The organism is Eggerthella hominis, from assembly GCF_014287365.1.
Classification (GTDB): Bacteria; Actinomycetota; Coriobacteriia; order Coriobacteriales; family Eggerthellaceae; genus Eggerthella; species Eggerthella guodeyinii.
In genome coordinates this window covers 43,384-56,541 of the sequence record NZ_JACOOA010000010.1, presented here as the reverse complement: position 1 = coordinate 56,541, position 13,158 = coordinate 43,384, and the positions used below count along the sequence as shown (strand labels likewise).

Below are 13,158 nucleotides of genomic sequence, written 5' to 3'. Positions count from 1 at the left end.
CTTACGCTCCTTTCACCGCATGCTCGGCGGCCACATAGCCGAACGTGACGGCGCGTCCGATGGACGTTCCGGGAATATGACGAGGGTAGTTGCCGGCGAAGAAGTTGCCCGACGCGTTGCCGACGGCGTACAGGCCCTCGATCGGCCGATCGTCGACATCGAGCACGCGGCACGAGCCGTCGATGGTGAGACCGCCCACCGTGGCAAGCACGCAGCTGTTCGTGGTCAGCGCGTAGTACGTGGTGCCGGCGAACGGGGCGACGCTTTCCATGAAACGGTTGAACTCGAGGTCCTTCTTGCTCTCGCAGTAACCGTTCCACGCGGCGACGGTCTGCTCGAGGCCGTCGGCGTCGATGCCGCATTTCTCGGCGAGCTCGCGCGGGCTGGCGGCGGAAAACGCCCACCCCCTCTCCTCGAACTCGGCCAACGCCTCCCGCGCGCCGGCAACCTCCTCGTCGGACGCCCCCAGCATGCCGTCGTCGAACACCTGCCAGCAGTTCGCGCCGTACGCGGGCTGCGCGTTCTGCGCGTTCGACACGGCCTGGAAGGGAAGATCCTCGTTCACGTAGCGCTTGCCCTGGGCGTTCACGTTGATCGCCAGCCAGATGGGCGTCCACACGCGCGCGTCGAAGAACGAGTCGGGGTTGCCCCAGCGGAAGTTCATGACCGGCTGCGGCAGCGAGTCCATCTGCGCGCCCACGGCCAGGCCCATCATATGGCCGTCGCCCGTGGTGCCCCAACCCGGATTCCACCAGCTCGACGACGCGTAGTCCTCCGGGCGCACCCACGCCTCCATCATCTCGGGGTTCGCGTCGTAGCCGCCGGTGGCCAGGATCACGCCCTTGCTGGCGTCGATGCGCGCGTATCCGTCATCGGTGCGCACGATGGCGCCCGCCACGCGGCCGCCGTCCTCGCGAACCAGCTGCACGGCCGGCGTGCGATAGCGCACGTCCAGGTTATCGTACGTGTTGGCAACCTCGGCCATCTCCAGGCACACGTAGATGCCCGAATAGCCCGAGCGCACGCCCGCGTCGGGCGGCAGCGACGGGCTGTCGTAGAATCCCAGCTCCGAAGGGATCGTCGGCATGCCGTTCGTGCTGGGCGCCTCCTCCACCGGCGTGATGACGAACCCGTTCTCGCCCTTGTCGAGCATCTTCTGCCAGAAATCGGTCGCCTCGCCCGATCGGTACACGTACGTGTTCGCCGGCTCGGGACGCGTGCGCCAGTAGGCCGAGCGGTAGATCTCGTCGAGCAGCTGCGCCGGGTCGATCTCGATGCCGGCGTCCTTCTGGCTTTGCGCGTTGTAGGCGCCGAAACACTCGAAGCAGCCGCGGCCCTTCGTCATCTTCTCGAGGCACAGCGTCTTCGCCCCCTCGTCGGCCGCCTTGAGCGCCGCCGTGAGCCCCGCGATGCCCGCGCCGATCACCAGCACCTCGCACTCCTCGGACGTCGCGATCTCGCTTGCGGCGATCTCGCGTTCTTCGTAGGCGATCGGGCCGCGCGGCCCGGGACAGGTCGCTTTCGCCTGGTTCGACCACGCGGATCGGTACCTCGCGTCCGCAGCGTCCTCGCCGGCGGCTGCTTCGTCGCCGAAGGCGACGCCCGTTGCGCCCAACGCGCCCAGCGCGCCGGCAGACAAGCCGGCCAGGCCGATCCCCTTCAGGAACGAGCGACGCGACACGTCGTATCCTCCCATAGCTCCTCCTTGTTCGATTACTTTACAGCGTAAATCGAATGGTAGCGCGTTTTCTTTACGTTGTAAAGCATCAACGCATGCGAATGCGCTGCGGAAAGAGGAAGGGGACGCGAAAAGGGACCCCCGGCGGGATCCCTTTCACGAACGAATGTTTCACGTGAAACACCGATGCTCGACAGGTGCCGCGCGAAGCGGCGCGGGCGGGGCGCTACTTCCGCACGCCGGTCATCGTCTGCTCGACGATGCTGTTCATCATGTCGGGGGTGAGCATGCCGCTGATGTAGCCGAAGATGTTGCCGTCCTTGTCGATCATGAACGTCGTGGGGAACGACATGATGCGGTAGCCGCTGAACATCGTGCCTTCGGTGTCCATGAGCACCGGGTACGTGATGCCCTGCTCGTCGATGAACGCCTTGACCTCGTCCACGCTCACGTCGCTGTTGTTGGGATGGCTGTCGGTTTTGGGGTTCGCCACGCCCAGCACCACGAGGTCGCCCTCGTTCTCGCCGCGATCCTTGTACAGCGCCTCGATGTCGGGGATCTCGCGCTGGCACGGCCCGCACCAGGTGGCCCAGAAGTTGAGGAACACCGTCTTGCCGCGATACTCGTCCAGCGAGTGCTCCTCGCCGTTCTGGTCGACCAGCTTGAGGTCGGCGAGGGGCGCCGCTTGCACGTCGGCATCGCTCGCTGCGCTGCCGGAAGCGTCGTTCTTGCCGGCATCGGAGGAGCCGGCGCTGCCGCTGTCGGCATCGTTGCCGCCCTTCGACGCGCCGTCCGCGCCCTGGTTGGCGGGCTGCTCCTGCGCGGCCGGCACGCCGCCGAACGACGACAGGTAGCTGGTCACGCCGTTCATCCACCCGGTCACGGTCATGACGCCCATCACGATGAGCAGCGCGCCGCCCACCTTCACCGTGTACTTCACCACGTTGCCGTGCGTGCGGAAGAACCGCAGCACCTCGCCGGTGAACAGGCCCACCGCCAAAAACGGCAGCACGAAGCCGACCGTGTACACGGCCACCAGCCCGAAGCCCGCCGCAGCCGACGCGCTCGACGACGCCATCAGCAGCACGCTGGCCAGCACGGGGCCCACGCACGGCGTCCACGCGAAGCTGAACGTGAAGCCCAGCACGAGCGCCACGAGGGGGTTCATGGCGAAGCGGCCCAGCTGGAACGGCAGGCGATGCTCCTTCTCGACGAGCTTCGTCTTGCCGAACACGCCCAGCATGTACAGGCCGAACGCCACCATGATGACGCCGGCGATAACTGAGAACACGCGCTGGTTGCCCGTGAAGAACTGGCCGAGCGCCGTGAAGCCGAAGCCCAGCAGGAAGAACGCGAAGCTCACGCCCACGACGAAGAACAACGTGTTCACGAACACTTTCTTGCGCGGGTACTCGATGGTGCCGTCGTCGTTCGTCTTCGCCGCACCGCCGGCCAAATAGCCCACGTACAGCGGGATCAGCGGCAGCACGCACGGCGAGAAGAAGCTCAGCAGGCCTTGGACGAACACGGTGAGCGCAGGGATGCTCGATTCGAGGGAAAAGCCCATGGCCGTCTCCTAGCTTCCCGTGCCGACGGACGCGAGCTCGCCGTCGAGCGACACGACCCCGCAGGGGCCGAAGATGCGGTGGTCGATATTGGCGATCGTGATCTGCGCGAGGCGTTCACGGCAGCGCTCGTCCAGGTCGAGGAATAGGTCGTCCATGATGCCCTCCATGCCGGAGGCCACGAGGCACTCCATGTCCACGCCGCCGCTGTGCCAGCTCGATTGCACGAACCGGATGTCCAGCGCCTCCGCCACCATGCGCAGGTTGAGCGTCGAGGCGTCGCCCGCGAACCGATAGCCGCCGACGTTGCCCTCGCGCGTGGTCACGAAGCCCGCCCGCTTGAGCGGCGCCATCACCTTGCGCACGCGGGCGGCGTTCGTGCAGATGTTCTCGGCCAGGGCCTCGCTTGAGACGATGTCCGCTCGGTGGTTCAGGTACACGAGTGCGTGCACCGCTACGATGAAATCGCTGTTCATGGTATTGCTCCGTCTCCGACTATCAACTGTTCACTTTCTTTATACAGTAACTTTTGTACAAAAGAAAGGTACAGTTGGCGAAAAGCTGCGAATCTCCGATGCCAGGCAGCACCGCGTCGCCCGAACGGCACTGTCAGCCCAAAAACACGGAATTCAGACGAAAACCGTGTGCTCGGGCCGACAGTGCATCCCCACGCCGGAAGACTCTATCGCTTCAAGCTCGACAAGATGCCGGGCCGCGCGGGCGGGTTCGGAAGGTGGATCAGCCGCGGCTCGAAGTCGAACAGCTCCGCGGTGGACACGGTCGAGCTCACCGTCAGGCAGTTCTTGAGGCACGCGTCGGCGCACAGGTTGCACTGCACGCAATCGGCCGCCGAGAACTCGAGGAAGCTGCCCTCCCCCTCCTCGGGAACGAGCTCGCTCTTGCGCAGCGCGCCCGTGGGGCAGAACACCGTGCACATGTTGCACGAGCTGCACGCGTCGGTGTCGATGGACACCGAGCCGAACAGCCGCGTGTCGATCTCGGGCACCACCGGGGATCCCAGGCGATCCATCGCGTCCAGCACGAGCATGCGCCGTTGCGGGTTGAACTGCGGCAGCGTGCCCGCATCGGACATGCGCAGACGCTCGCGCAGCGACGGGGCCGCGTTGTCGTTCTTGAACACCATCACCTCGGCCGTCTTGCCCGCGGCATCCTTCGCCCTCGTGCGCGCGCTCGTGAAGAAGCCGCGTCGCGACTCGCCCAGCAGCGTGCGCTTGTCCTCCAGCAGCACCTCGTCGGGAAACGCCGACGCGCGCGTCACGCGAATGTCCGAGCCCTGCGCGGCCGCCAGCTCGTTCGCCGAGGCCACCGTGGCGTCGATGCCCGGCACGTTCGCGCGGAACTTGCACGTGGCGCACGTGCCGTCCACCAGCACGATGTCGCTCACGCCGCGCGCGGCGAGCCCCAGCAGCACGCTCTCCTCCATGCGCGCGAGGCACGGGACCTCCGCGAACTTCGCAGGGTCGGCCAGGCGCTTCGACGCGATGCGCGCGCACGCGAACACCGCCTGCCCGTCGGTCGCCGCCACGCCGGCGGCCACGCTCGACGCCAGATCCTCGTCGAGCGGGCGCAGCGGGATGAGCGCCTCGACCGGGCACACCGTGGTGCAGGCGCCGCACGCGACGCACCCTTCCGCGTCGAGCTCCAGCACGTTGTCGGCCGCGAACACCGAGCCCGTCGGGCACGCGTCGGAGCACTTCGCGCACGACGCGTGGCGGTTGCGCACCACCACGCAGCGATCGCTCGCCAGGTACACGGCCCTCGACTCCAGCGCCTCGGCCACTTCCACTATGTCTACCAGGTTCGGCATGCCAATCCCTCGTCTCGTCTTCCCCTACTTCTCGAGGAACGTCTCCTCGATGGCGTGCAGCTCCTCGGGCGTGTTCGCGTTGATGAAGCAGCCGCCCATCGGCTCGGCCTCCAGCACGCGCTCCTGCGGAAACTCGCACACCTGCACGTCCGCGAAGAACCCCTGGGCGCGCTTCTCGCCGCGATCGAGCGCGGCGCGCACGGCGGGCAGGCAGCCCATGCGACGGTACATCGCGTGGAACGGCTCGAACCCGTGCTTGTTCACCGGCACCACCACGTCGGCGCCCGTCTCGTTCATCGCCAGCGCCTCGGCCACCACGAGCGACGCGGAGGCGAACACCATGTCGCACGCCACCACGGCCACGTACGGGTTGCGCGCGGCCTGCAGCGCCGTGTACAGGCCCGGCAGCGCACCGCGCACGTTGAACGCGTCGCACACCAGCTGGATGCGGTACTGCGGGAACTCGATGTGCAGGAAGGCCAGCTTCTCCGGCTCGTTCGTCGTGATGACGAGGTCGTCCGCCACCGGCCCGAGGCGCTCCACCAGCCGGCAGATCAGCGGACGGCCCGCGAACGGCACGGTGGCCTTGCTCTGCCCCATGCGCCGGCTCTCGCCGCCGGCCTGGATGACCACGGTGACGCGCGGGCGCACGAAGCGCTGCTCCACGAAATCGGCGAGGCCCGCGATGTCGTCGAGCGCGAACGCCGGCACGTGGTACAGCTCGGCCGCGTGGCGCGCCTGATCGATGTCGGTGACGACGGCCACCGTGTCCGACGTCGGCAGCTTGTTCGAGATGTCGGCGTAGTCGGGATGCTGCGTCTTGAAATGGTCGCCCGACGCGTCCTCGGCCTGCTGCGCGGCGCGGCGCAGCTGCTCGCGCGCCTCGTCGTCGGCCGGCGGCACGGTGCCGCGCGTGAACTGGGCGAAGTCGGTGCCCAGCGGCCACCCGCTGCGCGCGCCCTCGGCGAACACGTCGGCCACCCGCGCGTCGGCGTCGTTGCCCGAGCGCATGATCTCGATGGTGGGCAGCCCGCTTTTGCGGTACCCCTCCACCACCACGATGTCGTGGCCCGGCATGCTGCGCACGATGTCCGAGCACTCCACCTCGCCCTCCACCGTCTTGATGCGCGCCATCTGCCCGGGCGCGGCGATCACCGTCTCGCGCGCGCCGGCGGCGCGGTGGCGATACGAGTCCTTCCCGGGGTAGTCGATATCGAAGCCCACGTGGCTGTGGTGCTTCACGCTGCCCACATCGCGACCGCGTCGCACCAGCTCGGCGATGAGCTGCTCGATGAGCGTCGTCTTACCTGAATTGTGCCGCCCGACAATAGCCAAGGCGGGGCTGGGAATGTTTACCATGTTCCACGCGTCCTTTCGGCGCACCAGTATAGCATGAAGCGCCGCGTGCGCCGCTGAAGGCGACCGTCGCTGAAGGCGACGATGCCGCGCCCTGAGGGGCGCGGCATCGCTGGGAGGGAGGGATGTCGTCGGAAAGGGGCTACGCGGTGGCGGCGTGCTTGCCGGCCACGCGGCCGCTCGTCATGGCGTTGCCCATGTTGTTGCCGGCCGAGGGGCAGTTGTAGGCGTTGCCGTAGCGCTCGCCCATCGTGTTGCCCACGGCGTACAGGCCGTCGATCACCGCGTTCTTCGACGCGGTCAGCACCTGGTAGTTGCCGTTCACGCACAGGCCCGCCAGCGTGTTGAGGCCGGGACCGTACAGCTTGTTCGTACCCTGCACGGCCAGGTAGAACGGGCCCTCGTCGATGGGGATCAGCAGGTTCTCCGGCTTGCCGAAGTCGGTGTCCTTGCCCGCCGCGCACAGCTCGTTGTAGCGCTCGACGCTGGCCTTGGCGTTCTCGAGCGCCTCGCCCTCGAGGCCCGCGTTCTTCAGCACCTCCTCGACGGTGGCGCCCACGAAGATCTCGTTCACGAACGGGCTCGTGCGGTTCGCGATCTCCAGGCCGCGCACCTCGGCGGTGCCGACGGCGGGGTCGGCCGCCTCCATGTTCGCCTGGAACTCCTCGATGCCCTCGGGGAAGCCCCAGTTGGGAGCGCCGTGATCGAGGCCGCCCGCCTGGATGTACTGCATGTACTTGCTGTCCATGATGGCGAAGTTGCCCACCATCTTGGCGTCCAGGTCGATGGGCTGGCGCGCCGACTGCGCCAGCACGAGGCCGGCGAACGACTCGTTCATGAAGCGCTGGCCGTTGCAGTTCATCCACAGGCACGGCGTGGAGCCCCAGGGGCCGAACGAGATGGAGGGCGCGTCGCCCGCCACCGGGCGCGGATGGCTCTCGATGGCACCGCCCGCCCAGCATCCGATCTTGTGGCCGGAGCCGTCGCAGTCGGTCATGCCCATGAGCTCGCCGCGATCCACGCCGTGGCGCTCGGCGTTCTCGGCGCATTCGGAGCACAGCTCCCACACCATGTCGGTGTTGCCGCCGAAGTCGCCCGTGGCCAGGATGACGCCCTTGGACGCCTCGTACTTCACGTAGTTTCCGTCGGCGTCCTCGGCGATGACGCCGGTCACGGCTCCGTCGGCGTCCTGCACGCAGCGTGCCGCGGTCTGCCCGCAGAACCACTCCGCGCCCAGGTCCTCGGCCGCATCGCGGCAGTACTCCTCGATCTCGGCCAGGCGCGAGATGCCCGTCTTCTGCTTCTTGCCCACGGGCTGCTCGTTCTTCGTGCCCACCGTCTGCACGGTGGAGGCCCACATCTTGTAGCCCGACACCTCCACGGGGTAATCGGCGCCGCTGGGCTTGTCGTAGGCGATCTGCACGATGCACTGCCCGCCCTCGTAGTCGAACACGTCCGACGTCTCGGGGATGAGCGAGGCCAGGTTGTCCATCATCTCGCCGGAGTTGTACACGAACGAGCGGATGACCTCGGTGTTGCACCGGCCGTTGGCGCGGCGCACGTACTCGTTGACGATCTCGTCGAGGTCGTACGGGCCGAAGCCCCACGCCTCGAGCATCTGGGAGTTGTACGAGCAGATGTCGTCGCCGCGGTAGACGATCTCGCCGTCGTTGTGCTTCTCGATGACGGCCACCTTCGCACCCTCCTGCGCCGCCGCGAGCGCCGCCTGCGTGCCGGCATGGCCGCCGCCCACCACCACGACGTCGAAGCTCTTCGTCTCCGCGATGTCGGCGTCGGCGATCTCGGGCGCGCTGCCCAGCCAATCCTCGTCGCACATGTAATAGGTCGGGCGCGCCGCCGCGCCCTCGGCGGACGACGCGTCGCCGCCCTTCGCCGATGCGGCCGACGTCTGCGGCGCGCATCCGGTCAGCCCCGCCATCGCGCCGACGATGCCCGCGCTCGCCGCGCCCACCAAGAAGTTCCTGCGAGAAAGCTCCATGTTCCCCATCTCCTTTGCGTTGTGCTTCTGCGTTGTGCCTTGAACTCTGCGCCCCCATCTTTGCCTCCGACGGCGCGCGCTTCCATCCGAAAAAACGTTGATTTCCGTTTCCGCAGATGGGACGGTCATCTCAACAGTTTTACGTAGACCGTCTCAACGCTGGTCGTTTGCGCAGGTGAAGTGCGTGAATGGTATAATGCGACGCACACGGCGGGAAGGGAGCGACCATCGAGGCACAACGCAACAGCACGAAAGAGCTTGGCAGCGCGCGGACGGACGGCGAGATTTCACCGCCCGCGACGGCTGCGCTGATCGTCGGGGTCGCCTGCCTGTTCTCCACGCTGCTCATCTACTCGGGCACCGTCATCTCGTTTCTGCGCTTCGAGCACGCCGAGCTGTTCATGGGCACGTTCGCGGAAACCACGCTGCTGGCCGCCACGCTGTTCGGAGCGCTGTTCGTGGGGCTGTCGCTGACGGGCAAGCGCCTCCCCTTCATGCTGCTCGGCGCGGGAGGCGGCATCCTGTACCTGTGCTGCGCGCTCGCGTTCGCGTACTTCTCCTGGTTCGGCAGCCCGGACGACGCGCCGATCATCGCGCTGTCCACGGCCGCGGCCCTCGGCGACGCGTGCCTGGCGCTCGCCTGGGGGCGCATCTGCGCGCGCTTCAAGATCAAGCGCGCGCTCGTCGCGGTCTCGCTCGCCAGCATGCTGTCGGCGGGCATCTGCTTCCTGTACGCCGTCCTGCCGCTGCCGGGCGTGACGGTGCTGTTCGTGCTGAGCTCCATCGTGGCCGTCATCGTCCCCCTCGCGTTCTCGGGGATGGCGCACGACGGCGACGAGGCGGCGCCCGAGCGTCCCGAGGGCCGCACGGCAAGCGCCACCATCGCCTCGCTGGCCGACGTCATCGTCGCGCCGGGGCTGGGGCTGCTCGTGTTCGCATTCGCGATGGCGGTCATGCGCACCGCGTTCAACGAGAGCCAGGACGCCTACCTGGCCGCGCTCGCGCTCGACGCGGCGGCGCTGCTGGCCTACACGGCCCTGCGCAAGAAGCGCTTCGCGCTGCGCGGCGGCATGCACCAGACGTTCCTGCCGCTCATGGCCATGGTGCTGCTGGCCGCCACGAGCATCTCCGCGTCCGTCGGCAGCGGATCGGCGCTCGTGTCGTTTTTAACCTACGCGCTGTACGCGCTCGCCGCCATCCTCACGCTGGCCACGCTGTGCGCCATCGCGAACGCGGGCGAGTTCTCGGCCGACCTCGTGTTCTCCACCGCCGTGCTGTTGTTCTGCGCCGCCTCGTTCGCCGGCCAGAGCTTCGCGAGCGTGCTCGACGACGACCTCGTCCACGTGGCGGTGACGGTGACCACCACGCTGTACGCGTTCGTCATGGTGCTGTCGTCGTACGTGCGCCGCACGCGCGACGCCCGCGACGAGCCGCGCGCCGCCGAACGCATCGAGGACGAGGCGACGCCCGCCCGGTCGCTCGATCGCTGCGCCCAGCTGGCCGCCGCGCACAACCTCACGGCGCGCGAGCAGGAGATCCTCGCCTACCTCGCCGAGGGGCACAGCGGCGCCTACATCTCCGACGTCCTGTTCATCTCGCCGAACACGGTGCGCACCCACATCCACAACATCTACCGCAAGCTCGACGTGTCGTCGCGCGAGGACATCCTGCGCCTGACGAAGTCCGCAACCACCGTTTGATGCTCCCGTTTCCGCAGGTCGCAAGGTTGAACGGTGTTCGCCGAAAATATATGTTGTGATTTCGTGGAGAGGGGTGGTATAATCATCCGTGCATTTACAGAGGCTTTGATGCTTCGGTAAAGATAAGGGTTCTGTTTTTTGGAGGGGGCAGAACCCTTTGTCTTTCTTTGGGACGTTCGCGTCCCATTTTTTATGCCCGCGTTCCGACGCTACGCCGCATCGTCCAGCACGTCGGCGAGAAACGCACGGTCGGTTTCGAGCACGCCCAGCACGATGTCCGCGAGCGCGCGGTAGAAGCCCGTGCGCGCGATGCGCTGCACGTCGGCGGCGAACGCAGGCACCCAGTTCAGCAGATGCTCCTCGAGGAACGCGCGGCGAGTTTCCAACAGGCGCGCGCACGCCCCTTCGTCCCCCGCATCGAAGGCGTCGGCGGCGCGCTCGCCCAGCAGCTGCATGAACTCCAGCTCGAACGCCAGGTGGTCCTCCGGCTCGCACGCCTCGTCCACCAGCACCACCTTCGCCGCGCGGTACGCCGCCAGCACCTCGTCGCGCGCATCCTGCATCAGCAAACGCTCGGGCGACGTGTACACCGATTCGTACGGAAACGCCACGTGCTCGATCTCCTGCGTCACGCCGATGAACGTGTGCAGGAAGTCCACCGCCAAATCGCCGCGCATGCGCTCGCCGCCCGCGCTCACGGCAGCGCACAGGCCGCGGTAGCCCGCATCAAGGTGGCCGTTGCCCGTATCGGCGGGAAGTTTCATCGCCCGCAAGCGCGCAAGCGCATCGTCGTCGACCTCGGTGCGCAGCAAGCGGGAGCAAAACCCGTATGCCGCATTCTGCTGGCGGAGCGCCTCCACAAGAGCGCTCGTTCCCTCGTTCGTCATCATGCCTCCTTCGCGGCAACGCCGCTCTCGTCGTGCTCCTTATCGCGCAGCGCTTCCAGCAGGTTGCGGCCGCGCGGGGTGATGCGCCAGGCATCGGCCCACTCCATCGCATCGACCCGCTCCAGCTCGCCCAGGAAATAGCCGGCGAACAAACGCGGGCTCTGCGCGAGCGGATGGGGATCGATCGCCTCGTCGATAGCGCTTTTCGACCGCGGGCGCTCGGCTGCCAGCTCCAGCAGCGCGCGGTACACCGGCACGTAGACCGCGTCTTTGGCCAACAGCGCCTCCGCCTTCGCGCCTAGAGGGTCGGCGTCGAGATAGGCCGCGCCCTCCTCCGTGAGCGACCACGTGCCCTCGGCCGGATCGACCGCCACGAGGTTGCCGTCCTCGTCGACGGGAACCTCCGGCTCCTCGCCCGCAGCGCGCGCGGCCTCCGCCGCAAGCTCCTCCTCGCTGGGCTCGTACGCCAAGGCGCCGTACCGCTCCAGCAGCGCGCGCAATTCCACCGGGCGGTAGACCGAGCGGTTGCACCGCAGCACCTCGCCCATGACCGCATCCAGCTCGCCGGGCGTGCGCGGCACGCGGCACGCTTCCAGCGCGGCCATCAGCACCTTCTGGCATCCGGGTGCCGCTTTGAACACCTCTTCGACTCTCATTGCTCCTCCTTCAAATCAAGCTCGGCCGCAGACGACCCGAGCGCGGGCTTCTTGGGCAAGAACGGGAACGTTATGGCATGCGCCGGGCACGCATCGGCGCATGCGCGGCATTTCACGCACTCGTTCAGCGGGGCAGAGGCCGCCGAGTCGTGCAGGTCGATGCCCTCGGGGCACGCCTCGGCGCAGCGACGGCATCCCTCCCCGTGCGCGGCGTGCAGGCACGCTTTCGCGGCGGCGCTCGGACGGAACGTCCGGTTGCCGCGCGAGATCAGCGACAGCAGCGCCCCCAACGGGCAGAACCGATGGCACCATTTCCGCGCTACCGCCAGCTCCAAAACGAGCAGCGCCGGAAACACCGCCAACGACCAGGTGACCTCGTTGAACTGGAACACCCGCCACACCACGACGAGCGTGCCGAACGTCAGCCCCACCGGGCACACGAGGCAGAACACCGGAAAGCCGAGCGCCGCAGTGGAGAGCAGCGCCCCGCCGAGCACCCACATACGCGAGTCGCCCGCCACGCCCGCCTCCCGCTTCGCGGGCGCGGGCACGCTCGCCTTCTTCCCGCGAAACGCCCGCTTCAGCAGGGGCACGGGGCAACCCCAAGCGCAGAACGCGCGGCCCAGAAGCAGCGTGATCACCACGACGACGGCCAGCCCGATGAGCATCGGCGGCACCACCGTCCTCGACGCGATGGCCGCCTCCAAGCCTCCCAGCGGGCACAACGCCGCGATGTCGGCGATCCCGAACGAGCTGGGCGTGCCCGTGCCCGTATGGAACGCCAGGCCCGCACACACGAGCGCCGCCACGCCGAGCGCGCTCAATATCCGCAAGGTGGACGCCGGGGGCTTCCTCATGCCATCATCTCGCTCTCATCGTTCGCCACCGTCGTGCCCAGGCGCTCGTAGCGCGCGGGCGAAACCACCACGATGCCGCGCCGCGTGCCGCCCGCGAACGAGCGGTACACGAGCGCCGGGCACACGTTTTCGCACACGCCGCAGCCGTTGCACGCCGCCGCATCGACCACCGGGTGCCCGGCCTCGTCAAGCGCGATCGCCTCGTACGGGCACGCCTTCTCGCATTCGACGCACCCCTCGAAGTACGCGATGCAGCGGTCCTTCTGCACGACGGCCACGCCCAGCTCGTCGCGTTCGGGGTCGAACGGGCCCAGCGCCCCGGTCGGGCAGCACTCCTGGCACTTCCCGCAGAAATCGCAGTACCCTCGATGGAAATCGAGCACGGGCGTGCGAGCTTGCAGCAGCCCGTCCTCCACATGCGCGACCCCCACCACGTTCGTCGGGCACGCGCTGCGGCAGCGATCGCATTTCACGCATGCCGCCCACAGCGCGCCCTCGTCCTGACCGCCCGGCGGGCGCAGCAGGTCGCCGTCGCCGGCGAACGCCTTCGCCGCTCCGCCCACGCCGGCGCATGCGGCCGTGGCGGCGGCGAATCCCAAAAACGCCCGCCTCGTGTAATCAGCCATATCTCG

At 67.9% G+C, this 13,158-nt stretch carries 11 protein-coding genes; 1 reads left to right on the top strand and 10 read right to left on the bottom strand.

The features are described from left to right. Window position 1: 1 nt before the first annotated feature. The 6 genes from H8S61_RS16175 to H8S61_RS16150 form a co-directional block, all read right to left on the bottom strand. Window positions 2-1,696: an FAD-dependent oxidoreductase gene (locus H8S61_RS16175; RefSeq protein WP_186939707.1), complete on the bottom strand. Its 1,695-nt coding sequence runs from the start codon at window positions 1,694-1,696 to the stop codon at window positions 2-4. A gap of 208 nt (window positions 1,697-1,904) precedes the next feature. Then, entirely contained in the window at window positions 1,905-3,245 is a 1,341-nt protein-coding gene (locus tag H8S61_RS16170; RefSeq protein ID WP_186939706.1) for a redoxin domain-containing protein, read from the bottom strand. 9 nt (window positions 3,246-3,254) lie between these two features. After that, complete coding sequence (locus H8S61_RS16165) at window positions 3,255-3,719, bottom strand: RrF2 family transcriptional regulator (protein ID WP_160943433.1); 465 nt, start codon at window positions 3,717-3,719, stop codon at window positions 3,255-3,257. Between the two features lie 206 nt (window positions 3,720-3,925). Further along, on the bottom strand, window positions 3,926-5,071 hold the full coding sequence (locus tag H8S61_RS16160; protein ID WP_186939705.1) for a 4Fe-4S binding protein: 1,146 nt from the start codon (window positions 5,069-5,071) through the stop codon (window positions 3,926-3,928). 24 nt (window positions 5,072-5,095) lie between these two features. Then, window positions 5,096-6,430, bottom strand: coding sequence for a molybdopterin-guanine dinucleotide biosynthesis protein B (gene mobB / locus H8S61_RS16155; protein WP_186939704.1), 1,335 nt, complete (start codon window positions 6,428-6,430; stop codon window positions 5,096-5,098). A gap of 139 nt (window positions 6,431-6,569) precedes the next feature. Further along, entirely contained in the window at window positions 6,570-8,426 is a 1,857-nt protein-coding gene (locus H8S61_RS16150; RefSeq protein ID WP_154334909.1) for an FAD-binding protein, read from the bottom strand. 401 nt (window positions 8,427-8,827) lie between these two features. Here H8S61_RS16150 and H8S61_RS16145 point away from each other — a divergent pair, with 401 nt between their 5' ends. Then, window positions 8,828-10,126 carry a helix-turn-helix transcriptional regulator gene (locus H8S61_RS16145; protein WP_255466670.1) on the top strand — a complete coding sequence of 433 codons (1,299 nt, stop codon included), beginning with the start codon at window positions 8,828-8,830 and terminating at the stop codon, window positions 10,124-10,126. Window positions 10,127-10,335: 209 nt separating this feature from the next. On the opposite strand, the gene H8S61_RS16140 is transcribed toward H8S61_RS16145, so the two are convergent. Genes H8S61_RS16140 through H8S61_RS16125 form a run of 4 tightly spaced genes read right to left on the bottom strand, consistent with a single transcriptional unit; the run spans window position 10,336 to window position 13,152 of the window. Beyond that, complete coding sequence (locus H8S61_RS16140) at window positions 10,336-11,016, bottom strand: TorD/DmsD family molecular chaperone (protein WP_255466669.1); 681 nt, start codon at window positions 11,014-11,016, stop codon at window positions 10,336-10,338. Then, a complete protein-coding gene (locus tag H8S61_RS16135; protein ID WP_186939703.1) occupies window positions 11,013-11,669 on the bottom strand; it encodes a hypothetical protein in 657 nt (218 codons plus the stop codon). Before H8S61_RS16135 ends, H8S61_RS16140 begins: the two co-directional genes overlap by 4 nt. Continuing rightward, window positions 11,666-12,526 (bottom strand): 4Fe-4S binding protein, encoded by an 861-nt coding sequence (locus H8S61_RS16130; RefSeq protein ID WP_186939702.1) that lies wholly within the window; start codon window positions 12,524-12,526, stop codon window positions 11,666-11,668. The genes H8S61_RS16135 and H8S61_RS16130 overlap by 4 nt, the downstream gene beginning before the upstream one ends. Beyond that, a complete protein-coding gene (locus H8S61_RS16125; protein WP_186939701.1) occupies window positions 12,523-13,152 on the bottom strand; it encodes a 4Fe-4S dicluster domain-containing protein in 630 nt (209 codons plus the stop codon). The genes H8S61_RS16130 and H8S61_RS16125 overlap by 4 nt, the downstream gene beginning before the upstream one ends. Window positions 13,153-13,158: the final 6 nt, after the last annotated feature.